Origin of the sequence: Pseudomonas trivialis (assembly GCF_001439805.1) — a bacterium.
Lineage (GTDB): Bacteria > Pseudomonadota > Gammaproteobacteria > Pseudomonadales > Pseudomonadaceae > Aquipseudomonas > Aquipseudomonas trivialis.
Map to the genome: position 1 here is coordinate 344,713 of NZ_JYLK01000004.1, position 24,820 is coordinate 369,532.

Genomic DNA, 24,820 nt, shown 5'->3' on the forward strand with positions numbered 1-24,820 from the left:
GATCCTCACTGTGCTTTTATTCTGTCTGCAAGAACGTTGACAAGCCGGTGAAACCCTAACGATACTTCGACAAAGTCATACGACAACCTACAACAATAAATGAGACCTTCATGACCACCACCTCCGCCCCCGTTCCATTCAACCGCCTGCTGCTCACCGGCGCCGCCGGCGGGCTGGGCAAGGTACTGCGCGAGCGCATGCGCCCCTACGCCCAGGTGCTGCGCCTGTCGGACATCGCCGACATGGCTCCCGCCGCCCCCCATGAAGAAGTGCAACCCTGCGATCTCGCCGACAAACAGGCCGTGCACCACCTGGTCGAAGGCGTCGACGCCATCCTGCATTTTGGCGGCGTGTCGGTTGAGCGCCCGTTCGAAGAAGTGCTCGGCGCCAATATCAGCGGGATTTTCCATATCTATGAAGCCGCGCGCCGCCATGGCGTCAAGCGCGTGATCTTCGCCAGCTCCAACCACGTGATCGGTTTCTACAAACAGGGCGAGCCACTCGACGCCCACTCGCCGCGCCGCCCGGACAGCTATTACGGCCTGTCCAAGTCCTACGGCGAAGACATGGCCAGTTTTTACTTCGACCGCTACGGCATCGAGACCGTCAGCATCCGCATCGGCTCCTCGTTTGCCGAACCGCAGAACCGTCGGATGATGCACACCTGGCTCAGCTTCGACGACCTGACTCAACTGCTCGAACGCGCGCTCTACACGCCAAACGTCGGCCACACGGTGGTGTACGGCATGTCGAACAACCTCGACACCTGGTGGGACAACCGCTACGCCGCGCACCTGGGCTTTGTTCCCAAGGACAGCTCCGAAGTGTTCCGCGCCCAAGTGGAACAACAACCGCCCGTGCCCGCCGATGATCCGGCGGCGGTGTATCAGGGTGGTGCGTTCTGCGCGGCCGGGCCGTTCGGTGACTGAGTTTGCCTCCAACCCAGGGAATGAGTGGCCATGACCGCTGAATTGATTGTCGACGCCCGCAATGCCGTGGGCGAATGCCCGGTGTGGGTGCCCGAGGAAAACGCCCTCTACTGGGTGGACATCCCCAACGGCGGCCTGCAGCGCTGGAGCGCCGACAGCGGCCACATCGCCGCGTGGACGGCGCCGCAGATGCTCGCCTGCATTGCCCGCACCACCGCCGGCAATTGGGTGGCGGGCATGGAATCGGGCTTTTTCCAGCTCACGCCTTACAACGATGGCAGCCTCGACACCACGCCACTGGCCGGCGTCGAGCACCCGCGCGACGACATGCGCCTCAACGACGGCCGCTGCGACCGGCAGGGCCGTTTCTGGGCCGGCAGCATGGTGCTGAACATGGGCTTGAACGCGGCCGAAGGCACCCTCTATCGCTATGCCAGCGGCGCCGCGCCCCATGCCCAGTTGAACGGTTTCATTACCCTCAACGGCCTGGCCTTCAGCCCCGATGGCCGCACGATGTACGCCTCGGACTCGCACCCGCTGGTGCAGCAGATCTGGGCCTTTGACTACGACACCGACAGCGGCACCCCGAGCAATCGCCGCGTGTTTGTCGACATGCATAAATTCCTCGGCCGCCCCGATGGCGCGGCGGTGGATGCCGACGGCTGCTACTGGATCTGCGCCAACGACGCCGGCCTGGTGCACCGTTTCACCCCCGACGGTCGCCTCGACCAGTCACTCACCGTACCGGTGAAAAAACCCACCATGTGCGCCTTCGGCGGCAGCCGTCTGGATACGTTGTTCGTCACCTCGATTCGCGATGACAACAGTGACCAGTCCCTGTCCGGCGGCGTGTTCGCCCTCAACCCCGGCGTCAAGGGACTGCCCGAACCGCGCTTCATCCTCTAGCTGCATCGCTGTGCCTTGAATACAAAAATAACAAGACAGGAGTGATACCCCCATGGACTTCAAACGCACTTTGCTCGTCGCCGCACTGTTCACCCTCAGCAGCGCCGCTCAGGCGCTGGAAATCAAATTCGCCGATATCCACCCCGACGGCTACCCCACCGTGGTCGCCGAAAAGAACATGGGCGCCGCGCTGACCAAAGAGAGCAACGGCGAACTGACCTTCAAGTTCTTCCCTGGCGGCGTGCTGGGCTCCGAGAAAGAAGTGGTCGAACAGGCCCAGGTCGGCGCCGTGCAGATGACCCGCGTCAGCCTCGGCATTGTCGGCCCGGTGGTGCCGGATGTGAACGTGTTCAACCTGCCGTTCGTGTTCCGCGACCAGGCGCACATGCGCAAGGTCATCGATGGCGAGATCGGCGATGAGATCCTCGCCACCATTACCCACTCCGAATTTGGTCTGGTGGCCCTGGCCTGGATGGACGGCGGCACGCGCAACCTCTACACCAAAAAGCCGGTGCGCAAAATCGAAGACCTCAAGGGCATGAAGATTCGCGTGCAGGGCAACCCGCTGTTCATCGACGCCTTCAACGCCATGGGCGCCAACGGCATCGCCATGGACACCGGCGAGATCTTCAGCGCCCTGCAGACCGGCGTGATCGACGGCGCGGAAAACAACCCGCCGACCCTGCTTGAGCACAACCACTTCCAGAACGCCAAGTTCTACACCCTCACCGAACACCTGATCCTGCCCGAGCCCATCGTGATGTCGAAGATCACCTGGAACAAACTCACCCCCGCCCAGCAAGACATGGTGAAAAAAGCCGCCAAGGCCGCGCAGGCCGATGAGCGCGTGTTGTGGGACGCCAAATCCGCCAGCAGCGAAACCAAACTCAAGGCCGCAGGCGTGGAGTTCATCACCGTCGACAAAAAGCCCTTCTATGACGCCACCGCAGCAGTGCGCGCCAAGTACGGCGCGCCTTACGCCGACCTGATCAAGCGCATCGACGCGGTTCAATAACGCCCTCCTTCCTGACAAGGCCCGGCGCGGTCGGCACCGACGCGCCCGGTCACGGTGAACGCCATGAAGAATCTACTGCTGCGCTTCAATGACCGCCTCTACATGACCTGCATCTGGGTCGCCGGCCTCTCGGTGCTGGGGGTGGCGCTGATCATTCCGTGGGGCATCTTTGCTCGCTACATTCTCGGCACCGGCTCCAGCTGGCCGGAGCCCACCGCGATCCTGCTGATGCTGGTGTTCACCTTCGTCGGTGCCGCCGCCAGCTACCGCGCCGGCGCGCACATGTCGGTGGCCATGGTCACCGACCGCCTGCCGCCCGCCCAACGCCGCATCGTCGGCATCCTCTCGCAACTGTTGATGGCGACCATCTGCCTGTTCATGACTATCTGGGGCAGCAAGCTGTGCCTGTCCACCTGGAACCAGTTCATGAGCGCCATCCCCACCCTGCGCGTGGGCATTACCTATATGCCGATCCCGATCGGCGGGCTGCTGACCCTGGTGTTCGTGCTGGAAAAACTCGTGCTGGGCGACCAGAGCCAACGGCGCGTGGTGCGCTTTGACCTGGTGGAAGAAAGCGAAGGAGCTGCCTGATATGGACGCATTGATTCTGCTCGGCAGCTTTGTCGCCCTGATCCTGATCGGCATGCCGGTGGCCTACGCCCTGGGCTTGTCGGCGCTGATCGGCGCATGGTGGATCGACATTCCGTTCCAGGCCCTGATGATTCAGGTGGCCGGTGGGGTGAACAAGTTTTCACTGATGGCGATTCCGTTCTTCGTGCTGGCCGGGGCAATCATGGCCGAGGGCGGCATGTCGCGGCGGCTGGTGGCGTTTGCCGGAGTGCTGGTGGGCTTTGTGCGCGGCGGCCTGTCGCTGGTCAACATCATGGCCTCGACGTTTTTCGGCGCCATCTCCGGCTCGTCGGTGGCCGACACTGCCTCGGTGGGCTCGGTGCTGATCCCGGAAATGGAACGCCGTGGCTACCCCCGGGAGTTTGCAACGGCGGTCACCGTCAGCGGTTCGGTGCAGGCCCTGCTGACCCCGCCCAGCCACAACTCGGTGCTCTACTCCCTGGCGGCCGGCGGCACGGTGTCGATTGCCTCGCTGTTCATGGCCGGCGTGGTGCCAGGGCTGCTGATGAGCGCATGCCTGATGGTGCTGTGCCTGATCTTCGCGAAAAAACGCAACTACCCCAAAGGCGACGTCATCCCCCTGAAGCAGGCGCTGAAAATCGCCGCCGATGCGCTCTGGGGCCTGATGGCCATGGTGATCATCCTCGGCGGCATCCTCTCGGGGATCTTCACCGCCACCGAGTCGGCGGCGATTGCGGTGCTGTGGGCGTTCTTCGTGACCATGTTCATCTACCGCGACTACAAATGGCACGAGCTGCCCAAGCTGATGCACCGCACGGTGCGCACCATTTCCATCGTGATGATCCTGATCGCCTTCGCCGCCAGCTTCGGCTACATCATGACGCTGATGCAGATCCCGGCGAAGATCACCACGATGTTCCTGACCCTGTCGGACAACCGCTACGTGATCCTGATGTGCATCAACGCCATGCTGCTGTTGCTGGGCACGGTGATGGACATGGCGCCGCTGATCCTCATCCTCACGCCGATCCTGCTGCCGGTGATCGTCGGCATCGGTGTTGACCCGGTGCACTTCGGCATGATCATGCTGGTGAACCTGGGCATCGGCCTGATCACCCCGCCGGTGGGCGCGGTGCTGTTTGTCGGCGCGGCGGTGGGCAAGACCACCATCGAGAAAACCGTGAAGGCGCTGCTGCCGTTCTACGCGGTGCTGTTTCTGGTGCTGATGGCGGTGACCTACATCCCGGCGCTGTCGCTGTGGCTGCCGAGCGTGGTGCTGTGATGATTGAGCTGGAAGATCACCTGACGCGCCTGACCCTGTCCCCGGCAGTGGGTGGCAGCCTCGTCAACTGGACGGTGCGCGCCACCGGGCAGCCGCTGTTGCGGCACAGCGATGAGCACGCGATCCATACCGGTTTGCCGGGCAAGCTGGGGTGTTACCCGTTGGCGCCCTGGTCGAACCGGATTGCCGAGGGCGGTTTTGACAACCCCGAGGGTTGGCTGGCGTTGACGCCCAACAGCCTCACCGAGCCCCTGCCGATTCACGGCTCGGCCTGGCAACAGGCCTGGCAGGTGGTGAGCCGAACGGCGGATGAAGTGGTGCTGGCGGTGGTCTGCCAGACGCCGTTCGCCTATCGCGCCGAGCAGCGGTTTCGTTTGCGCGACGGTGAACTGAGTATTGCGCTGCGGGTGACCCATTTGGCTGCACAGCCGGCCTGGCATGGGTTGGGATTGCACCCCTACCTGCCCCGCAGGCCGGGCACGCGGTTGCAGGCCAAGGCGTCGCAGGTGTGGATGAGCGATGCCTCCAAATTACCCACGGCGTTGGCGCAGATACCCGAAGCGTGGGACTTTCGCCAACTCAAGGGCCTGCCGGAGGAGCCGGTGGATAACGGTTTTTGCCAGTGGGACGGGCACTGCCGGATCGAACAGCCGGAATTGGGCTATGCCCTGGAATGCCAGGCCACCGGGGCCGATTACTTCCTGCTGTACTGCCCGCCGGGGCTTGAGTTCTTTTGCATCGAGCCGGTGAGCCATCCGGTGAACGCCCATCACCTGCCCGGCCGACCCGGCCTGAAGCGGCTGGAACAACACCAGTCAACCCACCTCGACTTCACCTTGAAATACACGCCCCTGTAACACCAAAAAAATCTGTGGGAGGCTCCGCCAAGTCTTCGACTTAGCGCTGTCGCGCAGAAAACTGGGCCGCTGTGGCGAGCGGGCTTGCCCCGCGTTGGGCTGCGCAGCAGCCCCAAAACCATGTTCTGCGTAGTGTTAGGTACACCGCGTTTTCTTTGATTGGGGGCGCTTCGCCTAGGCTCGGTGTGCCGGAACGCAGGCTTTGGAGCGTGTTTGACGGGACGCCTAAGATCAAAAGCAAAAGCGCGGCGGCCTGAGAGCCGACCGGAATGAGGAATGTGAACGCGATCAAATGTGGGAGCTGGCTTGCCTGCGATAGCGGTGTATCAGGGCGGGCTGTTTTTCAGGCGGCCGGCGGTGTCGATACTGACTACCACCGATAACCCCGGCCGCAACCGCTCACTCTCTGCCTGACCCGGGTCCACGGTGATCCTCACCGGCACCCGCTGGGCGATCTTCACAAAGTTGCCGGTGGCATTGTCCGCCTGCAACAGGCTGAACTCCGAGCCCGTCGCCGGCGAAATATGCTGCACCGTGCCATGAAACCTGCGGTGGTTCAGTGCATCCACGGTGAAGGTCACCGGCTGGCCAACCTGCACATCGGCCATCTGGGTTTCTTTCATATTGGCGATCACCCACAGCTGGTTGGGCACCAGCGCCATCAACTGCGCGCCGGAATTGACGTAGGCGCCCAAGCGCACGCCAATCTGCCCCAACTGGCCGTCGCGGGGCGCGGTGATGCGCGTGTTGGCCAGGTCGATGCGCGCCAGCGCCACTGCGGCATCGGCGCTCGCTACCGCCGCTTCCAGCGAACCGCGATTGACGATCACCGTCTGCAGGTCCTGCCGCGCGATCTCCAGGTTGGCCTGAGCCTGGGCCACCGCCGCAACGGTTTGTGCCTGGGCGGCGCGGGTCACGTCCAGCTCGCGCCTGGACACCGAGCCATCGCTGATCAGTTCTTCATTGCGGCGCAGGTCGGCGCTGCTTTTGCGCGCCTGGGCCTGGCTGTCCACCAGCGCGGCCTGGCGCAGCTTGATGGTGGCTTGCGCGCTGTTGCGCTGCTGCACCACGTTGGCCAACGCCGCTTTCTGCACCGCCCGTTGCGCCAGCGCCTGGTCGAGGCGCTGCTGATAGATGCGGTCGTCCAGGCGCACCAGCAGGTCGCCGGCCTTGACGTACTGGAAGTCCTGCACCGGCACCTCGAACACATAGCCGCTGAGCTGCGGGCCGATGATCGTCACTTGGCCGCGCACCAAAGCGTTCTCGGTGGTTTCCACCGCACTGCTGAACGGTGGCAGCTGCCAGGCATAGAGCACGATCAGCACACCGACGATGGCAATCGCGGCAAAGCCCAGGGAAGAGAGGATGCGCACTCGCAAGGAGCGCGGCTCGGTCGCCGTGGCGCCCGGCGGCGTGCTGCCTTCCGGCGTGGCAGCAATGGCATTGGTGGTTGTGGTGGTCGGTTCGGTCATGAAGGTGCGCCGCTGGGTTGAACGGGAGGAGCTGCCTGGGTGGTACTCATCAGCCACAGGCTGCGGATGAAGATCCAACTCATGGTAAGGATCGCGATGATCGCGATCAGCATGAAGACATCGTTGTAGGCCATCACATTCGCCTCACGGGTCGCCGCCGTGGCCAGGCTGCGAATGCCCTGCAGGTTGCGCAGTTGCGGATCGGCGATCACCCCGCCGTAGGCCGCCCCGCCGCTCTGCACACGCGCCGCCACACGCGGGTCGAGCAGGGTCAGGTGTTCGACGATCATGCTGGAATGGTACTTCTCGCGCACGATCTGGAAGGTGCCGAGCAATGCCGCGCCGATCAGCCCGCCGAGGTTCTGGCAAATGCCGAACATCACCGAGAAACTCACCAGGTTGCGCGGGTTGGCCAACACGTTTTTGGTACCGAGCACCATGGTCGGCCCGAGGAAAAACGTGCCGCCGAACCCCAGCAGGAACTGGCTGACATACAGGTTCTGCGGCCGGGTGAGGTTACTGGAGAAACTGTCCATGACGGACCCGGTTGCCATCAGCGCCAGGGAGATCACCAACGGCATCAGCAGGTGCGCCGGGTTGATCGTCAACGCACTGACCACCAGCCCCGCCAGCGCCCCGGCCAGCATCACCACGTACAGCGTGTGCATCTGCTCGTAGCTCATGTTGAGCATCTGCATGAAACCCACCGCGCCGGTGGACTGCTCCGACAGCACCATGCGAATCAGGATCACCGCCAGCGCCAGACGAATCATCACCCCGCTGCCAAGCCAGCGCGTCATCAGCAGCGGGTTGGCACGGTTATGCTCGATGGCAAGGCCCGCCATGATCAGCACCAGGGAACAGGCCGACGCCACGCCGATCCACGGCGCCTCCAGCCACCAGTCAATACGCCCCAGGGACAGCACCGCGCAGAGCAGGGCCACGCCGGTGGCGAGGATGGCGAAGGTGAGGAAGTCGAGTTTTTCAAAGGTCTTGAAGCGGTCGCCGGGCGGCAACTTGAGCAGGAACACGCAACCCAGGCAGATCAGCGCCAGGCCCAGCTCAAACAGGTACAAGCCGCGCCACTCGGCAATCTGCAGCAAGTCTTCGGAGAACAACCGCGCCAACGGCAAGGCCAACTGCGCGGTGCCCAGCCCGAGCACCAGCGAGCGCAAGCGCCATTTGGCCGGGAAGGCCTGGATCATGTAGTACAAACCCAACGAACTCAGCGCCGCCCCCACCATGCCATGGGCCGCGCGCACGGCGATGGCCGAGCTGAGGTCGTTGACGAACAAATGACCGAAGGTCACCAGCACGTACAGCACCAGAAACACCTCGGTGAAGGCCCGCAGGCCGAACTGCTGGCGAAACTTCACCAGCAACAGGTTCATGCACACGTTGGTCATCACATAGGCGGCGGGCAGCCAGGCCATCTCGGCGGTGGTCGCCCCCAGCGCGCCTTGCAGGTATTGCAGGTTGGCGATGACCAGCGCGTTACCCAGCCCCCCGGTGATCGCCACCAGCGCACCGACCAGCGCGAACAGCCAGCGCTTGTGGGTGGGATGCAGCGGCGTCGACGGCGAACCGGGCAAGGTCGGTCGCTCGTGGGGCTGCCAGGGGTGGGGGGTGTAGTTGTCCATTCGGTGACCTTGGTGAGCCGACGGGGAAGTCGGTGAAATCCATGCTCAGAGACAGTAAACGCGAGTGGAGTTCATCTTGCCAGCGGTGGGTGGGCAAATGAGGGGGGAGCTGTTGGGGGGTTGTGGTGTACATATCTGTTATTTGAGTAACGGCGGCTTAGGGTTCCGCCCTTACGGCGGGTCACTTTTGGAAAGAGCCCAAAAGTAACCAAAAGGCTCTTGCCCCACCACTCGGCACCTCGCTCAGGCTCGGTGTGCCCGCACGCAGGCTTGAATCCGTGGGCCGCCGCGATGGGCCATCCTTGGCCCAGCGCGGCTAACCCGGCGTCCTGCCGGGTTACCCACGGATTCAAGCCTGCGTGCGGCCAGCGTGGTTGACGGGGCGCCTGAGATCACGATCCAAAGCCAAAGCAATGCAGATCAAAAGCAGTGTGATATCCAACAGACAAATGGAGATCAACTGTGGGAGGGGGCTTGCTCCCGATAGCGGTGTATCAGCTAAAAATAAGCTGACTGACACTCAGCCATCGGGAGCAAGCCCCCTCCCACAGCTTGTACGGCGTACGGCGGACAATTCCGGTCGGCTCTAAGACCGCCTCGCTCTTGATCTTGATCTTGATCTGAGGCGCCCCGTTAAACACGCTGGCCGAACGCAGGCTTTGGAGCGTGGGTAACCCGGCAGGACGCCGGGTTAGCCGCGCTGGGCCAAGGATGGCCCATCGCGGCGGCCCACGCTCCAAAGCCGGAGTGAGGGCACACCGAGCCCAGGCGAGGTGCCGAGTGTTGGGGCAAGAGCCCTTTTGGTTACTTTTGGGGCTCTTTTCCAAAAGTGACCCGCCGTAAGGGCGGAACCCTAATCAGCCGTTACCAAAATAACGGATATGCCCCCCTAAACCAAAGCCTTCAACAACATCCCAACCGCAACCACTACGCACAAACTGGCAAACCCCACCTGCAACGTGCGCGCCGCGATCACCGAGCCCAACCGCCGCCCGACCAGCATGCCGACGACACTCGCGCCAATAAACGCCCAGCCCACCGGCTCGATGCTCACCCCCGCATGAAACGCCCCAACCACGCCGATCAGCGAAAGCAGGCTGACAACCATCAGCGAAGTCGCAACGATCCCGCGCATTTGCACATCGGTCAGTTGCTTGAACGCCGGTACGATCAGGAAGCCGCCGCCCACGCCCAACAAGCCCGATACAGCACCGGTAACGGCACCCAATGCAGCCAGGGTGGCGCTGCACTTGGCGGTCCAGGCCAGCCGCCCGGTCTGCTGATTGAGCATGCAGTTCTTCTGCCCCCACAACGCCGCACCATGGTCACTCGGTCCGGGCTCGATCTTTTCACGCTGCAGCATGCGCCAGGCCACCAGCACCATCAGCGCGCTGAACAGCCCCATCAGTACCGTTTCCGAAAGCTGATGAGCGACGAACACGCCCAACGGTGAAAACAGCGCGCCGAGCAAGGCAATCAACAGCGCCGCGCGATAACGCACCAGCCCATGGCGAAGGCCGTCAATCGCCCCGACCGCCGCCGCCGCGCCCACGGCGAGCAACGACACCGGCGCGGCCTGGGTCATCGTCAACCCCAAACCCAGCACCAACGCCGGCACTCCAAGAATGCCGCCGCCGGCGCCGGTCAGGCCCATGACCAGGCCCATCAATACCCCAAGAACACTCGCCAGCAGCATTCAGTCCACCTTGCTCAGGCGGGTCAGCCACTCGCGGCCCTTGAGCATGCCGTTCCAATAGAACCACGGCAGCAGCGTGGCCTTGAGGAACCACATCGAACGCCGTGCCCGGGTGGGGTCGAGGGGAAAGGTCGGCAGCAGCTTGCCGCCGTAGCCGAACTCGGCCAGCACCACCTTGCCCTTCTCCACCGTCAACGGGCAGGAGCCATAGCCGTCGTACTTGAGCGGCAACGGCGCCTGTTTGCGCAGGGCCAGCAGGTTTTCGGCCACCACCACGATCTGCTTGCGCACCGCTGCGGCGGTCTTGGCATTGCTGGTGCCGCACACATCGCCCAGGCCGAAGATATGCGGGTAACGCACATGCTGCAGGCTGTGGGGGTTCACGTCGCACCAGCCGGCCGCATCGGCCAGGGGGCTTTGGCGGACGAAGTCCGGAGAGACTTGCGGCGGCACCACGTGCAACAGGTCGAAGGACTTTTCCTCAACGCTGACATTGCCATCGGCATCCTTCACCTCGAACCAGGCTTTGCGTGCGGGGCCATCGACCTTGATCAGGTTGGAGTTGAAGGCCAGCCGCGCGTTGTACTTTTCCACGTACTTCATCAGCGGCGGCACAAAGGTCGCCACGCCGAACAGCGCGGCGCCGGCCAGGTTGAACTCGACGTCGATGTGTTTCAGGTGGCCCTGCTTGAGCCAGTGATCGCAGGACAGGTACAGGGCCTTCTGCGGCGCACCGGCGCATTTGATCGGCATGGCTGGCTGGGTAAAGAGCGCCTTGCCACCTTTGAGCTGCTGCACCAGTTGCCAGGTGTAGGCCGCGTGTTCGTAACTGTAGTTGGAGGTGACGCCGTGGCGGCCGAGGGTATCCTGCAAGCCCTCGATCTTTTCCCAGGCCAGGCGCAGGCCGGGGCAGACAATCAGGTTTTTCCAGGTGACGCGCTGGCCGCTGTCGAGCACCAGGGTCTGTTCGTCAGGCAGTAATTCGCTGACGGCGGCCTGGACCCAGGTGACGCCATCGGGCAGTACGTCGGCCAGCGGGCGCCGGGTCTTTTGCAGGTCATAGGCGCCGCCGCCGACCAGGGTCCAGGCGGGTTGATAGCAATGGAAGTCGTTGGGTTCGATCAGGATGATGTTCAGCTGCGGGTCGCGCTTGCGCAGGCTGGCCAGCAGGCCGATGCCTGCCGAGCCGCCACCGATGACGACGATATCGCCACTGATGGTGGGTCCCCAGTGTTGTTCGGTCATTGTCTACTGCCTTTTTCAGTCAATGCACACAAGGGTCGCTGCCGGATGGCGTCACGCCCAGCTTTTTATGACCGCGCCACAGTACAGGCCGGACAGGGTCTTCATCACTTGAATCACTTCGTGGCTGGCCAATCCGTAGAAAATGTATTTGCCTTCCCGACGGGTGGCGACCAACCCTTCGTCCCGCAGGATGCCCAACTGTTGTGACAGCGTGGGCTGGCGCACGCCGGTCTGGGCTTCCAGTTCGCCGACGTTGCGTTCGCCCAGGGTCAACTGGCAGAGGATCAACAAGCGGTCTTCATTGGCCAGCGCCTTGAGCAAGGAACAGGCCTTGGATGCCGATGCGCGCAACTGGGCGACCTCGCCCTCACTCAACGTAGATTCCATTTGCCTCGGCTCCTTTATCTCACTTAAGCTCAAGACATTATGTTTAAACGTAAACTGATTGTAACCACATTTTTCCCAAGCAGAGACAGTCGCCATGCCAGCATTGATTCAAGCCTTTCTGGATGAGGCATCGTCGACCTACACCTACGTGGTCTATGAAGCCGATGGCGGCCCCTGCGCCATCGTCGATTCGGTGCTCAACTACGACCCGGCGTCCGGGCGCACCGATACCGCGCAGGCCGACAAGGTCATTGCTTTCGTGCGCGAACATCGCCTGCAGGTGCAGTGGCTGCTGGAAACCCATGCCCATGCCGATCACCTCTCCGCTGCGCCCTACCTGCGGCGGATCCTGGGCGGCAAGATTGCGATCGGCCAGTCGATCAGCAAGGTGCAGGGGGTGTTCAAGAGCCTGTTCAACCTGGAGCCGGAGTTCCGCGCCGATGGCTCGCAGTTCGACCATCTGTTTGCGCCGGACGAACGCTTTCATATCGGCGGCTTGAAGGCCCTGGCGCTGCATGTGCCGGGGCATACGCCGGCCGACATGGCCTACCTGATCGACGACCGCCTGATTCTGGTGGGCGACACCCTGTTCATGCCCGACGTCGGCACCGCCCGCTGCGACTTCCCCGGAGGCGATGCGCGGCAGTTGTACGCATCCATGCGCAAGCTGCTGGCATTCCCGCCCGAGACTCAGTTGTATGTGTGCCATGACTACCCGCCTGAGGGCCGAGCGGCCAAGTGCCTGACCACCGTGGCCGAGCAGCGCGCGGGCAATATCCATGTGCATGACGGTGTGGATGAAGCGACGTTCGTAGCGATGCGCACCACCCGTGACGCCGGGTTGGGGATGCCGACACTGTTGCTGCCGGCGATCCAGGTGAATGTACGAGCGGGGAATATGCCGCCGGCGGAAGCAAATGGCGTGACTTACCTGAAGATCCCCCTCAACCGACTTTGACAGGCGGTTCCCGTGTGGGAGGGGGCTTGCTCCCACATTGCCCAGTGTTGAGTCATGACCCGAGGCTGATGCCATTGGCCGGCAGCGGCAACGCCGTCTTGTAGCGCACCTGCTTCAACGCAAAACTGGAGCGGATATTCGCCACCCCCGGCACCTTGGTCAGAAAATCCATCATGAACCGCTCCAGCGCCTGAATCGTCGGCACCAGCACCCGGATCAGGTAATCCGGGTCGCCGGCCATCAGGTAGCATTCCATCACTTCCGGCCGGTCCGAAATCGCCCCTTCGAACTGCTGCAACGCCAGCTCGTTCTGCTTCTCCAGGCTCACGTGAATGAACACATTCACATGCAGCCCCAGCAGGTCGGCGTCCAGCAGGGTCACCTGCTCGCGAATCAACCCCTGTTCTTCCATCGCCTTCACCCGATTGAAGCATGGCGTGGGCGACAGGTTGACCGAGCGGGCGAGGTCGGCGTTGGTGATGCGGGCGTTCTCCTGCAGCGCGTTGAGAATGCCGATATCCGTACGGTCCAGTTTGCGCATGAGACAAAATCACCTGTTTATTATGTTTATGCAGTTTTTTTTATCCGCAAATGATCGGCAGCGCAATGAAACACAGATAAATATTCTTCTACGCCCCGCCTATGATTGTTGTAGGACAGGATTTCCTCTACCCGAGGAATGACCGTCAGCTAGCGCGCCCACTACAAGAAATTCACAAGATCGAGCGTAGAAAGCCATGAATCAGCCGTATGCACCGCTGCGCCTGCACGTTCCCGAACCCTCGGGGCGACCAGGCTGCAAGACCGACTTCACCTACCTGCGCCTGACCGACGCAGGCACGGTACGCAAACCCGCCATCGACGTAGAACCCGCCGACACCGCCGACCTGGCCAAGGGCCTGATCCGCGTGCTGGACGACCAGGGCCAGGCCCTGGGCCCATGGGCCGAAGGCATCCCCGTCGACATCCTGCGCGCCGGCATGCGCGCGATGCTCAAGACGCGCATCTTCGACAACCGCATGGTGGTCGCTCAGCGTCAGAAAAAAATGTCGTTCTACATGCAGAGCCTTGGCGAAGAAGCCATCGGCAGCGCTCAGGCCCTGGCGCTGAACATCGACGACATGTGCTTCCCCACCTACCGCCAGCAAAGCATCCTGATGGCCCGCGATGTGCCGCTGGTGGACCTGATCTGCCAACTGCTGTCCAACGAGCGCGATCCGCTCAAGGGCCGCCAGTTGCCGATCATGTATTCGGTAAAAGACGCCGGTTTCTTCACCATTTCCGGCAACCTTGCCACCCAATTCGTGCAGGGCGTGGGCTGGGGCATGGCCTCGGCGATCAAGGGCGATACCAAGATCGCCTCCGCCTGGATCGGTGACGGCGCCACCGCCGAATCCGACTTCCACACCGCCCTCACCTTCGCCCATGTGTACCGCGCCCCGGTGATCCTCAACGTGGTCAATAACCAGTGGGCCATTTCGACCTTCCAGGCCATCGCCGGTGGCGAAGCCACTACCTTCGCCGGACGCGGCGTAGGCTGCGGCATCGCCTCCCTGCGGGTGGACGGCAATGACTTTATTGCGGTGTACGCCGCCTCCGCCTGGGCCGCCGAGCGTGCGCGCCGCAACCTGGGCCCGACCCTGATCGAGTGGGTCACCTACCGCGCCGGCCCGCACTCCACCTCCGATGACCCGTCCAAATATCGCCCGGCCGACGACTGGAGCCACTTTCCCCTCGGCGACCCGATTGCCCGCCTCAAGCAGCACCTGATCAGGATCGGCCAGTGGTCCGAAGAGGAACACGCGTCGGTCAGCGCCGAACTTGAAGCCGAAGTGATCGCCGCGCAAAAACAGGCCGAACAGTACGGCACCCTCGCCGGCGGCCAGATTCCAAGCGCCGCGACCATGTTCGAAGACGTCTACAAAGAGATGCCGGAGCACTTGAAGCGCCAGCGTCAGGAGCTGGGAATCTGACCATGAACGATCACAACAACAGTATCGAAGTGGAAACCGCCATGACCACCACCACCATGACCATGATCCAGGCGCTGCGCTCGGCCATGGACGTGATGCTTGAGCGTGACGACAACGTGGTGGTATTCGGCCAGGACGTCGGCTACTTCGGCGGCGTGTTCCGCTGCACCGAAGGCTTGCAGACCAAGTACGGCAGCTCGCGGGTATTCGACGCGCCGATCTCCGAAAGCGGCATCGTTGGCGTGGCCGTGGGCATGGGCGCCTATGGCCTGCGCCCGGTCGCCGAAATCCAGTTCGCCGACTACGTCTACCCCGCCACCGACCAGATCATCTCCGAAGCCGCGCGCCTGCGTTACCGTTCGGCTGGCCAGTTCACCGCGCCCCTGACCATGCGCATGCCCTGCGGCGGCGGCATCTATGGCGGCCAGACCCACAGCCAGAGCATCGAAGCGGTGTTCACCCAAGTCTGCGGGCTGCGCACGGTAATGCCGTCCAACCCGTACGACGCCAAGGGCCTGTTGATCGCCTCCATCGAAAACGATGACCCGGTGATCTTCCTTGAGCCCAAGCGCCTCTACAACGGCCCGTTCGACGGCCACCACGACCGCCCGGTGACACCGTGGTCGAAACACCCGCAAGCCCAGGTGCCGGACGGTTATTACACCGTGCCGCTGGACGTGGCCGCCATCGTGCGCCCGGGGTCTGCCGTGACCGTGCTGACCTATGGCACCACGGTGTATGTGTCGCAGGTCGCCGCCGAAGAGACCGGCATCGACGCCGAAGTCATCGACCTGCGCAGCCTGTGGCCGCTGGACCTGGAGACCATCGTCAAGTCGGTGAAAAAGACCGGCCGCTGCGTGGTGGTGCATGAAGCCACGCGCACCTGCGGCTTCGGTGCCGAGCTGGTGGCGCTGGTGCAGGAGCACTGCTTCCATCACCTGGAGGCGCCGATCGAGCGCGTGACCGGGTGGGACACGCCCTACCCGCACGCACAGGAGTGGGCGTATTTCCCAGGGCCGACCCGTGTGGGCGCGGCATTGAAACGGGTCATGGAGGTCTGAATGGGCACGCACGTTATCAAGATGCCGGACATTGGCGAAGGCATCGCGGAAGTTGAACTGTCGGCATGGCATGTAAAGGTCGGCGACAGGGTCGTCGAAGACCAGGTGCTGGCGGACGTGATGACCGACAAGGCGATGGTGGACATTCCCTCGCCGGTGCACGGCAAGGTGATTGCCCTCGGCGGCAAGCCGGGTGAAGTGATGGCCGTGGGCAGTGTGCTGATCAGCATTGAAGTGGAAGGCGCGGGCAATGCCAAAGAGGTGCCTGCAACGGCGGCAAGCGAGCCCGTGCCGGCCGCGCCGGTGGAGGCCGCCGCCAAACCAGCGCTGCCGGTGGCGCAAGCGAAACCCGCAGCAGCGCCGGTGGCCCGTGAAGGCGACGAACGCCCGCTGGCCTCCCCCGCCGTGCGCAAGCATGCGCTGGACGCCGGCATTCAATTGCGCCTGGTGCAGGGGTCCGGCCCGGCCGGGCGAATCCTGCATGAAGACCTCGACGCCTATCTGCATCAGGGTTCAGCGAAAGCTTGCATGGCGTCGACCCCTTACGCCGAACGCCACGATGAAGAGCAGATCCCGGTGATCGGCATGCGCCGCAAGATCGCCCAGCGCATGCAGGACGCCACCCGCCGCGCCGCGCATTTCAGCTATGTGGAAGAAATCGACGTGACGGCGCTGGACGAGCTGCGCGTGCACCTTAACGAGAAGCACGGCGCCACCCGCGGCAAGCTGACCCTGTTGCCGTTTATCGTGCGGGCCATGGTCGTCGCGCTGCGGGAGTTTCCGCAGATCAACGCGCGTTACGACGACGAGGCTCAGGTGATTACTCGCTTGGGCGCAGTGCATGTGGGCGTCGCCACCCAGAGTGATGTCGGCCTGATGGTGCCGGTGGTGCGTCACGCCGAGGCGCGCAGCCTGTGGGGCAGTGCCGAGGAAATCGCGCGACTGGCCGCCGCTGCGCGCAACAGCAAGGCCAGCCGTGAGGAGCTGTCCGGTTCGACCATCACCCTGACCAGCCTCGGCGCGTTGGGCGGCATCGTCAGCACGCCAGTGCTGAACCTGCCGGAAGTGGCCATTGTCGGCGTCAACCGCATCGTTGAGCGGCCGATGGTGATCAAGGGCCAGATCGTGGTGCGCAAGATGATGAACCTCTCCAGCTCCTTCGATCACCGCGTGGTCGATGGCATGGACGCGGCGCAATTCATCCAGGCCATTCGCGGCCTGCTCGAACAACCCGCCAGCCTGTTCCTGGAGTAAGGGCATGACCCAGACATTACACACCACGCTGCTGATCATCGGCGGCGGCCCTGGCGGCTATGTGGCGGCAATTCGCGCCGGCCAGCTGGGCATTCCGACCATCCTGGTGGAAGGCCAGGCCCTGGGCGGCACCTGCCTGAACATCGGCTGCATTCCGTCCAAGGCGCTGATCCATGTGGCCGAGCAGTTTCAGCAGACCGGGCATCACAGCCAGGGGTCGGTGCTGGGCATCGAAGTGGCCGCGCCCACCCTGAACATTCAAAAAAGCGTGGAATGGAAAGACGCCATTGTCGACCGCCTGACCACCGGCGTCGCCGCCCTGCTGAAGAAGCACAAGGTGCAGGTGATCCACGGCTGGGCCAGGGTGGTGGACGGCAAGACCGTCGAGGTCGGCGACCAGCGCTTCCAGTGCGAGCACCTGCTGCTGGCCACCGGTTCGAAAAGCGTCAACCTGCCGATGCTGCCGATCGGCGGGCCGATCATCTCGTCCACCGAAGCGCTGTCGCCGCAACAGGTACCCAAGCGCCTGATCGTGGTGGGTGGCGGTTATATCGGCCTGGAGCTGGGCATTGCCTATCGCAAGCTGGGGGCAGCGGTAAGTGTGGTTGAGGCGCAGGATCGCATCCTGCCCGAGTACGACGCCGAGCTGACGCAGCCGGTGGCCGATTCGCTCAAGCAATTGGGCGTGACGCTGTACCTGCAGCACAGCGTGACCGGTTTTGCCGACAACCGCCTGCAGGTGCGCGATCCGAATGGCGAAACCCTGTCCCTGGACACCGACCAGGTGCTGGTGGCCGTGGGCCGCACCCCGAACACCCGAGGCTGGAACCTCGAAGCGCTGAACCTGGACATGAACGGCGCGGCGATCAACATCGACAGCCGCTGCCAGACCAGCATGCGCAACGTGTATGCCATCGGCGACCTCAGTGGCGAGCCGATGCTGGCGCACCGCGCCATGGCCCAGGGCGAAATGGTCGCCGAACTGATCAGCGGCAAGTCCCGTGAATTCAACCCGGCGGCGATACCGGCGGTGTGCTTCACCGACCCGGAGCTGGTGGTGGTCGGCAAGACCCCGGAGCAGGCCACGGCGGCCGGACTGGACTGCATCGTGTCGAGCTTCCCGTTCGCGGCCAATGGGCGGGCGATGACGCTGGCGTCCAAAAGTGGCTTCGTGCGGGTGGTGGCGCGGCGTGACAACCACCTGATTGTCGGCTGGCAGGCGGTGGGAGTGGGTGTGTCGGAGCTGTCCACCGCGTTTGGCCTGAGCCTGGAGATGGGCGCGCGCCTGGAAGATGTGGCGGGCACCATCCACGCCCATCCGACCCTTGGCGAAGCAGTGCAGGAAGCGGCTTTAAGGGCGTTGGGTCACGCGTTGCACCTGTAAAAGCGGGGTGGGGCTTGCCTGCGATGGCGATACAGAGGCTGAAGCTGTCCACCCTGCGGCTCCCACACCGGCCAAGAATGCAGTATTGTTGCCACCATCCAGAAAAAACCGACTTGACCAGAGATAGAGGGTGTCATGGGTAACGAGAGCATCAATTGGGACAAGCTGGGTTTTGACTACATCAAGACCGACAAACGTTTTCTCCAGGTCTGGAAAAACGGCGAATGGCAGGAAGGCACCCTGACCGACGACAACGTGCTGCACATCAGTGAGGGCTCCACGGCCTTGCACTATGGCCAGCAGTGCTTTGAAGGGCTCAAGGCCTACCGCTGCAAGGATGGCTCGATCAACCTGTTCCGCCCGGACCAGAACGCCGCGCGCATGCAGCGCAGCTGTGCCCGTCTGCTGATGCCGCATGTGTCCACTGAAGACTTCATCGACGCCTGCAGACAAGTGGTCAAGGCCAACGAGCGCTTCATCCCGCCGTACGGCAGCGGGGGCGCGCTGTACCTGCGCCCGTTCGTGATCGGCACCGGTGAGAACATCGGCGTGCGCACGGCGCCGGAGTTCATCTTCTCGGTCTTCGCCATCCCGGTTGGCGCCTACTTCAAGGGCGGCCTGGTGCCCCACAACTTCCAGATTTCCACCTTCGACCGCGCCGCGCCACAAGGCACCGGTGCGGCCAAGGTCGGTGGCAACTACGCTGCCAGCCTGATGCCGGGTTCCGAAGCCAGGAAATCCGGTTTCGCCGATGCGATCTACCTGGACCCAATGACCCACTCGAAAATCGAGGAAGTCGGCTCGGCCAACTTCTTCGGGATCACCCACGACAACCAGTTCATCACGCCGAAGTCGCCTTCGGTGCTGCCGGGCATTACCCGCCTGTCACTGATCGAACTGGCCGAGACCCGCCTGGGCCTCACCGTGGTCGAGGGCGACGTGTTCATCGACAAGCTGGACCAATTCAAGGAAGCCGGCGCCTGCGGCACTGCTGCCGTGATTTCGCCGATTGGCGGCATCCAGTACAACGGCAAGATGCATGTGTTCCACAGCGAAACCGAAGTGGGCCCGGTCACCCAGCAGCTCTACAAAGAGCTGACCGGCGTGCAGACTGGCGATGTTGAAGCGCCGGCGGGTTGGATCGTCAAGGTCTGATCCGGCAACACCGCAAAACACTGTGGGAGGGGGCTTGCTCCCGATGGCAATGGGTCAGTCAGCACCTGTATGGACTGACACACCGCCATCGGGAGCAGGCCCCCTCCCACATTTGCCTGCAGCGCTCTCAGGAGGGCGGCGGAATATTCACGGCAATTTTCTTGCCCATGCTGGTCCTCGGCTCCACGCCATACCCCAGCGCCTCATAGAACCCCACCACGGCCTCATTGCCGCCGCTGATCTGCAGGTTGATCTTCATGCAACCCAGCGCGGTCAGCGCCTGTTCCGCATGGCGCACCAGTGAAGAGCCCAGGCCGTGCCGACGATAGTCCGCGTGCACCGCCACCGAATACAACCAGCCGCGATGGCCGTCATACCCGGCGAGAATCGTGCCGATCACGGTTTTCTTATCCGTCGCCACGAAAAACAAACCGTCGTTGACCGCCAGCTTCTTATCGATGGCCAGGGTCGGCAGGTTATGCGCGGTGTCGTAGCCAAAGGCCTCCCGCCACAGCGTAATCACCTGAGCACGATGCTGACGATCGCGATACGGCCCGATGGGGTGGCGCGACGACAACGCCTTTTCCATCACCAGCGTGCGCTCATTGCCGTGGTAAACGTTGCGTACCGTGTGAAACCCCAGCCGGGTATAGAACGGCTCGGCCGTCAGCGAGGACGGCACGCTCAATACCGTCACGCCGGCTTCACGGGCCCGCAGTTCGATTTCGATCATCAGCAGCCGGCCAATGCCCTGCCCTTGCAGCGTCGGGTTAACGAACACCGAGCGCACCACATTGCCGTCAAGGGCCGCCGTGGCGACGATTGCCTGACCCTGAGTGGCCACCAGCACGACGCGGCGTTCGAGCAGCGTCAGCACCGCCTCGGGACTGAAGTTGCTCGCCACCCGGGCAATCACATCGGCCGGATAATCCCGCGCATTGCTGCTGTGCAAGGCCGCCAGGATGACCTGGCTGATGCCCTCGGCATCGGCGGTGTGGGCGAGGCGAACGGCGGTAGACATGATTCCTCCTGGCTGACGGCGGTTAAGCAAACGCCACAATACCAATGTGGGAGCGGGGTTGCTCGCGAATGCGGCGTATCAATCACTGAAGATGACCGCCAATCCAGCGTCGTCGCGAGCAGGCCCGCTTTTTTATCAAGCACACAATAACGTGTTGATTTTAAACCCTGAAATTTCAGACAGCCACATCACTGTGGCGAGCGGGCTTGCCCCGCGCTGGGCTGCGCAGCAGCCCCAAGACCATGCTCTGCGCAGCGGCAGGTACACGGTGTTCTCCTTGATTGGGGGCGCTTCGCGCCCCAACGCGGGGCAAGCCCGCTCGCCACAACAAGCCCGCTTGCCATAGACGTTCCGGCCTGCTGCGCTACCGTGCAAATGCCTCCCACGGGTTTTAACCCTGCCCGCTCGAGATGCGTTTACCAGGCTTGGCGCCGATCAAACTGGCCTGCCCATCCTTCTGCTTGCCGGTGCGCGCTTCGGTGATCAGCCCCGGAATCAACTTGCCCTCCGGCAGGTTCTTCCAGAACCGGCTGGGAAAGTGCCCTTCCATGACCTTGGGGTTGAGCCGCGCCGGGTTGAAGATATGGCTGTAATAGGTCAGCCACATCGCGCTGTGGGGGTCGTCGATATTCTGCGCCAGTTGCTGCCACGCCTCGGGGCAACGGCGTTGATGAATCAACTGCTCGCCGTCGTAATACACCCCATCCAGCGGCGTGGCGATCATCCAACGGTGGCGGCCCATGCGTCCGATAAAGTGCTGGCTGGCCGAGTGCAATATGTCATGGGCCGGTTCGTGCCAGGCCACGTATTCCGGTAACTGCGGGCCTGCCTCGGGTGGCAGCGCGATGAAGCGCACGAACGCGTGCAAATGGTGCGCCTCGCGACTCACCTGCTTGATGCGCCGCTGCAACTCACTGCCCAATTTATCGCCGGCGAGCATCGCGGTGCGGTCGCCATGGCTGACCCGCCACAACACCTCGTACAGCAGGCTCCAGCGTTGGTCGCCGTGATAACACGCGGCAGACGCCAGCAGGTCGATCAGCGCCTTGGGAATCCGCGCCTGGAACGGCCCCGGCGTGTCGGGAATGGCCTGGTCGGTGGCAAACAGGTCGGCGACTTCCGTTGCACCCCAGCTCACCTGGCTCGGGTCGACCTGATGGCTGAGCAGCCAGCGCGCCTGCTCGCGCCAGGTGCTGAACAGGTTGTCGCATTCCAGGCTGATCATCCCCACAGGCCCATTTGCTGCGGCGCCGGGCGATCACGCAATTGCTCGCGCAGCAGCACGCTGGTGCTCTCGGCCTGTTGCGGGTGGTAGTCGCTGGTGATGAAGAACGGCTTGGCCTTGGCCAGCACGCAGCGCATGCGCGCCAGGTCTTCAAAACGGATCTTGCGTTCGCGGCGCAGGTCGACCAGCCGCTGCGTGGTGCGCAGGCCGATGCCCGGGATGCGTGCGATCAAGGTTGGCTCGGCGCGGTTGAGGTCCAGGGGGAACACTTCGCGATGCTCGAGGGCCCAGGCCAGCTTGGGGTCGATATCCAGCGCCAGGTCGCCGGGGCCGGCAAGCAGTTCGCCGGCGCTGAAACCGTAACTGCGCAACAGAAAATCCGCCTGGTACAGGCGGTGCTCGCGCATCAGGGGCGGCGCGGCCAAGGGCACGCTTTTCGGGCTGTTGGGGATCGGGCTGAATGCCGAGTAATACACGCGGCGCAGCTTGAAGTTGCCGTAGAGCGCTTCGGCGCCGTGGAGGATGGTGCTGTCGTCGGTGTCGTCGGCGCCGACGATCATCTGCGTGCTCTGCCCGGCCGGGGCGAAACGTGGCGCGCGGGGTTCGTTGCGCACGGTTTGTTCGCCGGTGTAGATGGTCTGCATGGCCTGCCTGATGGAGACAATCTGCTTCTCCGGCGCCAGAGTGTGCAGACTGGCCTCGGTCGGCAGCTCGATGTTCACGCTGAGGCGATCGGCATAACGCCCGGCCTCGGCGATGAGGGCCGGGTCGGCATCGGGGATGGTCTTGAGGTGGATGTAGCCGCGAAAGTCGTGTTCTTCGCGCAGCAGCTTGGCCACCCGCACCAGTTGCTCCATGGTGTAGTCCGACGAGCGGATGATGCCGGAACTGAGAAACAGCCCGCTGACGCAATTGCGCCGGTAGAAGTCCAGGGTCAGGGTGACCACCTCCTCCGGGCTGAACCGCGCGCGGGGCACATCGCTGGAGCGGCGGTTGACGCAGTATTGGCAGTCGTAGAGGCAAAAATTGGTAAGCAGTACCTTGAGCAGCGACACGCAACGGCCGTCGGGCGTATAGCTGTGGCAGATGCCCATCCCATTGGTGGAACCCAGCCCCGCCTTGCCTTCCGAGCTGCGCTTGGGCGCGCCGCTGCTGGCGCAGGAGGCGTCGTACTTGGCGGCGTCGGCGAGGATGCTGAGTTTTTCGATCAACTGCATGAAAGGCTACCGATACTGGTTTTTTGTACAGTATCAGCGGCCCGACGGTGTCACAAGTACCGTCTGTAGGAGCGAGCGCGCCCGCTCCTGCACAGAGCGATCAACTGGCGGTGGCCAGCAGCAGGTCCTGGACCGAGCGGCCTTGGCCACGATGACGATCGTTTTCATACAACGAAGCGGCAATCTCATCGGCGCGAATCGGCAACACCGACAGCAAGGTGTCGCTCAAGCCGTGGCTGGCCTGGCTGAATCCCTGGATGTAAATCCCCGCCTTGCAGCGCTCGTCGGTAACGATGCGGTAGTCGCGCGCCACGTCGAAATCGCCCATGTAAGCATGCAGCGGCGCCAGCAGTTCTCGGTGCATCTGGCGCTCGTAACCGGTGGCGAGGATCACCGCGTCGTAGTGACTGACGCTGGTGTCGCCGGTGGTGTTGTCGCGCAGGGCCAGTTCGATGCCCAGCGGGCCCGCGCTGGCTTTTTCGACCACGGTCATGGTGCGGAATGCCTGGCGCGCGATGCCCGAGACTTTCTGGCGATAGAAGATGCCGTAGATGCGTTCGATCAGGTCCAGATCCACCACCGAATAGTTGGTGTTCTGGTATTCGGCCACCAGCCGCTCACGCTCGGCACCGACCTGCTGGAACACCAGGTCGGTAAAGGCCGGCGAAAACACTTCGTTGACGAACGGGCTGTCATCGGCCGGCTTGAGCGCCGACCCGCGCAGGATCATGTCGACCTGCACCGAAGGGAAACTGTCGTTCAGGTCGATGAAGGCTTCGGCCGCGCTCTGACCGCCACCTATCACTGCGATGCGCATCGGTTTGCCTTCGACGCACGGTTGCTGGGCCATGCGCGTCAGGTACTGGGAATGGTGGAAGACGCGGCCGTCATCCTTGAGCGCCTTGAACGCCTCGGGCACACGCGGCGTGCCGCCGGCGCTGACCACCACTGAACGGGTGGTGCGCACGTGTTGCTCGCCTTGTGTATCGCGGGAGATCACCCGCAGCGCCTCGACCTGCTGCTGGTGCAGGATCGGTTCGATGGCCATGACTTCCTCGCCATAGTTGGCCTGGGCCTGAAACTGCCCGGCCACCCAGCGCAGGTAGTCGTTGTACTCCATGCGGCACGGATAGAAGGTGCCCAGGTTGATGAAGTCCACCAGGCGGTCGTGGGCCTTGAGGTAATTGACAAAGGAATAGGGACTGGTGGGGTTGCGCAGAGTGACCAGGTCCTTGAGGAAGGAAATCTGCAGTTCGCTCTGGGTTACCAGGGTATTGCCGTGCCAGCGGTAGTCGGTCTGCTTGTCGAGAAACAGCACGTCCAGTTTGCCCTGGGCTTTTTCACGCTCCTGCAGGGCGATGGCCAGCGCCAGGTTCGAAGGGCCGAAACCGATACCGATCAGGTCGTGAACCGCGGGCGAAGCAATTGCCTGTGTCATTCCAGTGTCCTCTGGATAAGCCCCTTGGCGGACGGGGCGGGAATACCGTCAAGGCCTGAACAACAGGCCGTGTGTTGATAGGAAACGAGGACAGTGAAATAAAATTTAACTAAC

General features: G+C 63.2%; 22 protein-coding genes. 12 read left to right on the forward strand and 10 right to left on the reverse strand.

The window, feature by feature from the left end; all coding sequences use genetic code 11:
* Window positions 1-110 precede the first annotated feature (110 nt).
* The 6 genes from TU79_RS08745 (at window position 111) to TU79_RS08770 (ending at window position 5,580) form a co-directional block, all read left to right on the forward strand.
* A complete protein-coding gene (locus tag TU79_RS08745) occupies window positions 111-929 on the forward strand; it encodes an NAD-dependent epimerase/dehydratase family protein (protein WP_057007607.1) in 819 nt (272 codons plus the stop codon).
* 30 nt (window positions 930-959) lie between these two features.
* On the forward strand, window positions 960-1,835 hold the full coding sequence (locus tag TU79_RS08750) for an SMP-30/gluconolactonase/LRE family protein (protein WP_057007608.1): 876 nt from the start codon (window positions 960-962) through the stop codon (window positions 1,833-1,835).
* Between the two features lie 52 nt (window positions 1,836-1,887).
* The gene (locus TU79_RS08755; RefSeq protein WP_057007609.1) at window positions 1,888-2,850 is read left to right on the forward strand and encodes a TRAP transporter substrate-binding protein; all 963 of its coding nucleotides are present in this window, start codon (window positions 1,888-1,890) and stop codon (window positions 2,848-2,850) included.
* 63 nt (window positions 2,851-2,913) lie between these two features.
* The gene (locus TU79_RS08760) at window positions 2,914-3,441 is read left to right on the forward strand and encodes a TRAP transporter small permease (RefSeq protein WP_057007610.1); all 528 of its coding nucleotides are present in this window, start codon (window positions 2,914-2,916) and stop codon (window positions 3,439-3,441) included.
* Between the two features lies 1 nt (window position 3,442).
* Entirely contained in the window at window positions 3,443-4,723 is a 1,281-nt protein-coding gene (locus tag TU79_RS08765; RefSeq protein ID WP_057007611.1) for a TRAP transporter large permease, read from the forward strand.
* Window positions 4,723-5,580, forward strand: coding sequence for an aldose 1-epimerase (locus tag TU79_RS08770; RefSeq protein ID WP_057007612.1), 858 nt, complete (start codon window positions 4,723-4,725; stop codon window positions 5,578-5,580). The genes TU79_RS08765 and TU79_RS08770 overlap by 1 nt, the downstream gene beginning before the upstream one ends.
* A gap of 326 nt (window positions 5,581-5,906) precedes the next feature.
* Here TU79_RS08770 and TU79_RS08775 read toward each other — a convergent pair whose 3' ends face one another.
* The 5 genes from TU79_RS08775 to TU79_RS08795 all read right to left on the reverse strand — a co-directional run bounded on the left by TU79_RS08775 (window position 5,907) and on the right by TU79_RS08795 (window position 12,020).
* Window positions 5,907-7,052 (reverse strand): HlyD family secretion protein, encoded by a 1,146-nt coding sequence (locus TU79_RS08775; protein WP_057007613.1) that lies wholly within the window; start codon window positions 7,050-7,052, stop codon window positions 5,907-5,909.
* Window positions 7,049-8,692 (reverse strand): MFS transporter, encoded by a 1,644-nt coding sequence (locus tag TU79_RS08780; protein WP_057007614.1) that lies wholly within the window; start codon window positions 8,690-8,692, stop codon window positions 7,049-7,051. The genes TU79_RS08775 and TU79_RS08780 overlap by 4 nt, the downstream gene beginning before the upstream one ends.
* A gap of 889 nt (window positions 8,693-9,581) precedes the next feature.
* The gene (locus TU79_RS08785) at window positions 9,582-10,388 is read right to left on the reverse strand and encodes a sulfite exporter TauE/SafE family protein (RefSeq protein WP_057007615.1); all 807 of its coding nucleotides are present in this window, start codon (window positions 10,386-10,388) and stop codon (window positions 9,582-9,584) included.
* Window positions 10,389-11,633 carry an NAD(P)/FAD-dependent oxidoreductase gene (locus TU79_RS08790; RefSeq protein ID WP_057007616.1) on the reverse strand — a complete coding sequence of 415 codons (1,245 nt, stop codon included), beginning with the start codon at window positions 11,631-11,633 and terminating at the stop codon, window positions 10,389-10,391.
* Window positions 11,634-11,684: 51 nt separating this feature from the next.
* Entirely contained in the window at window positions 11,685-12,020 is a 336-nt protein-coding gene (locus tag TU79_RS08795; RefSeq protein ID WP_057007617.1) for an ArsR/SmtB family transcription factor, read from the reverse strand.
* Window positions 12,021-12,114: 94 nt separating this feature from the next.
* Here TU79_RS08795 and TU79_RS08800 point away from each other — a divergent pair, with 94 nt between their 5' ends.
* Window positions 12,115-12,978: an MBL fold metallo-hydrolase gene (locus TU79_RS08800; protein WP_057007618.1), complete on the forward strand. Its 864-nt coding sequence runs from the start codon at window positions 12,115-12,117 to the stop codon at window positions 12,976-12,978.
* Window positions 12,979-13,030: 52 nt separating this feature from the next.
* Here TU79_RS08800 and bkdR read toward each other — a convergent pair whose 3' ends face one another.
* The gene (bkdR, locus tag TU79_RS08805; protein WP_003234208.1) at window positions 13,031-13,519 is read right to left on the reverse strand and encodes a Bkd operon transcriptional regulator BkdR; all 489 of its coding nucleotides are present in this window, start codon (window positions 13,517-13,519) and stop codon (window positions 13,031-13,033) included.
* A gap of 196 nt (window positions 13,520-13,715) precedes the next feature.
* Here bkdR and TU79_RS08810 point away from each other — a divergent pair, with 196 nt between their 5' ends.
* From TU79_RS08810 to TU79_RS08830, 5 genes are all read left to right on the forward strand, one after another.
* Complete coding sequence (locus TU79_RS08810; RefSeq protein WP_057007619.1) at window positions 13,716-14,951, forward strand: 3-methyl-2-oxobutanoate dehydrogenase (2-methylpropanoyl-transferring) subunit alpha; 1,236 nt, start codon at window positions 13,716-13,718, stop codon at window positions 14,949-14,951.
* Between the two features lie 2 nt (window positions 14,952-14,953).
* Window positions 14,954-16,012 carry an alpha-ketoacid dehydrogenase subunit beta gene (locus TU79_RS08815; protein ID WP_057007620.1) on the forward strand — a complete coding sequence of 353 codons (1,059 nt, stop codon included), beginning with the start codon at window positions 14,954-14,956 and terminating at the stop codon, window positions 16,010-16,012.
* The gene (locus tag TU79_RS08820; RefSeq protein WP_057007621.1) at window positions 16,013-17,266 is read left to right on the forward strand and encodes a dihydrolipoamide acetyltransferase family protein; all 1,254 of its coding nucleotides are present in this window, start codon (window positions 16,013-16,015) and stop codon (window positions 17,264-17,266) included. It begins immediately after the preceding gene.
* A 4-nt stretch (window positions 17,267-17,270) separates the two neighbouring features.
* Complete coding sequence (gene lpdA, locus TU79_RS08825) at window positions 17,271-18,650, forward strand: dihydrolipoyl dehydrogenase (RefSeq protein ID WP_057007622.1); 1,380 nt, start codon at window positions 17,271-17,273, stop codon at window positions 18,648-18,650.
* Window positions 18,651-18,785: 135 nt separating this feature from the next.
* Window positions 18,786-19,805 carry a branched-chain amino acid aminotransferase gene (locus TU79_RS08830; protein ID WP_057007623.1) on the forward strand — a complete coding sequence of 340 codons (1,020 nt, stop codon included), beginning with the start codon at window positions 18,786-18,788 and terminating at the stop codon, window positions 19,803-19,805.
* 127 nt (window positions 19,806-19,932) lie between these two features.
* Here TU79_RS08830 and TU79_RS25145 read toward each other — a convergent pair whose 3' ends face one another.
* The 4 genes from TU79_RS25145 to TU79_RS08855 form a co-directional block, all read right to left on the reverse strand.
* Window positions 19,933-20,826: a GNAT family acetyltransferase gene (locus tag TU79_RS25145; protein ID WP_082638426.1), complete on the reverse strand. Its 894-nt coding sequence runs from the start codon at window positions 20,824-20,826 to the stop codon at window positions 19,933-19,935.
* Window positions 20,827-21,217: 391 nt separating this feature from the next.
* Window positions 21,218-22,051: a TIGR03915 family putative DNA repair protein gene (locus TU79_RS08845; protein WP_057007624.1), complete on the reverse strand. Its 834-nt coding sequence runs from the start codon at window positions 22,049-22,051 to the stop codon at window positions 21,218-21,220.
* Window positions 22,048-23,268, reverse strand: a complete 1,221-nt coding sequence (locus TU79_RS08850) for a putative DNA modification/repair radical SAM protein (RefSeq protein ID WP_057007625.1) — start codon at window positions 23,266-23,268, stop codon at window positions 22,048-22,050. The genes TU79_RS08845 and TU79_RS08850 overlap by 4 nt, the downstream gene beginning before the upstream one ends.
* Before the next feature lie 100 nt (window positions 23,269-23,368).
* The gene (locus TU79_RS08855) at window positions 23,369-24,706 is read right to left on the reverse strand and encodes a lysine N(6)-hydroxylase/L-ornithine N(5)-oxygenase family protein (protein ID WP_057007626.1); all 1,338 of its coding nucleotides are present in this window, start codon (window positions 24,704-24,706) and stop codon (window positions 23,369-23,371) included.
* Window positions 24,707-24,820: the final 114 nt, after the last annotated feature.

Coding starts and splice junctions, on each gene's coding strand:
- TU79_RS08815 (WP_057007620.1), top strand. CDS start 14,954: ATGAACGATCACAACAACAGTATCGAAGTGGAAACCGCCATGACCACC.
- TU79_RS08790 (WP_057007616.1), bottom strand. CDS start 11,633: ATGACCGAACAACACTGGGGACCCACCATCAGTGGCGATATCGTCGTC.
- TU79_RS08745 (WP_057007607.1), top strand. CDS start 111: ATGACCACCACCTCCGCCCCCGTTCCATTCAACCGCCTGCTGCTCACC.
- TU79_RS08750 (WP_057007608.1), top strand. CDS start 960: ATGACCGCTGAATTGATTGTCGACGCCCGCAATGCCGTGGGCGAATGC.
- bkdR (WP_003234208.1), bottom strand. CDS start 13,519: ATGCGCAAACTGGACCGTACGGATATCGGCATTCTCAACGCGCTGCAG.
- TU79_RS08775 (WP_057007613.1), bottom strand. CDS start 7,052: ATGACCGAACCGACCACCACAACCACCAATGCCATTGCTGCCACGCCG.
- TU79_RS08800 (WP_057007618.1), top strand. CDS start 12,115: ATGCCAGCATTGATTCAAGCCTTTCTGGATGAGGCATCGTCGACCTAC.
- TU79_RS08830 (WP_057007623.1), top strand. CDS start 18,786: ATGGGTAACGAGAGCATCAATTGGGACAAGCTGGGTTTTGACTACATC.
- TU79_RS08765 (WP_057007611.1), top strand. CDS start 3,443: ATGGACGCATTGATTCTGCTCGGCAGCTTTGTCGCCCTGATCCTGATC.
- TU79_RS08755 (WP_057007609.1), top strand. CDS start 1,888: ATGGACTTCAAACGCACTTTGCTCGTCGCCGCACTGTTCACCCTCAGC.
- TU79_RS25145 (WP_082638426.1), bottom strand. CDS start 20,826: ATGTCTACCGCCGTTCGCCTCGCCCACACCGCCGATGCCGAGGGCATC.
- TU79_RS08820 (WP_057007621.1), top strand. CDS start 16,013: ATGGGCACGCACGTTATCAAGATGCCGGACATTGGCGAAGGCATCGCG.
- TU79_RS08780 (WP_057007614.1), bottom strand. CDS start 8,692: ATGGACAACTACACCCCCCACCCCTGGCAGCCCCACGAGCGACCGACC.
- TU79_RS08855 (WP_057007626.1), bottom strand. CDS start 24,706: ATGACACAGGCAATTGCTTCGCCCGCGGTTCACGACCTGATCGGTATC.
- lpdA (WP_057007622.1), top strand. CDS start 17,271: ATGACCCAGACATTACACACCACGCTGCTGATCATCGGCGGCGGCCCT.
- TU79_RS08810 (WP_057007619.1), top strand. CDS start 13,716: ATGAATCAGCCGTATGCACCGCTGCGCCTGCACGTTCCCGAACCCTCG.
- TU79_RS08770 (WP_057007612.1), top strand. CDS start 4,723: ATGATTGAGCTGGAAGATCACCTGACGCGCCTGACCCTGTCCCCGGCA.
- TU79_RS08795 (WP_057007617.1), bottom strand. CDS start 12,020: ATGGAATCTACGTTGAGTGAGGGCGAGGTCGCCCAGTTGCGCGCATCG.
- TU79_RS08850 (WP_057007625.1), bottom strand. CDS start 23,268: ATGCAGTTGATCGAAAAACTCAGCATCCTCGCCGACGCCGCCAAGTAC.
- TU79_RS08845 (WP_057007624.1), bottom strand. CDS start 22,051: ATGATCAGCCTGGAATGCGACAACCTGTTCAGCACCTGGCGCGAGCAG.
- TU79_RS08760 (WP_057007610.1), top strand. CDS start 2,914: ATGAAGAATCTACTGCTGCGCTTCAATGACCGCCTCTACATGACCTGC.
- TU79_RS08785 (WP_057007615.1), bottom strand. CDS start 10,388: ATGCTGCTGGCGAGTGTTCTTGGGGTATTGATGGGCCTGGTCATGGGC.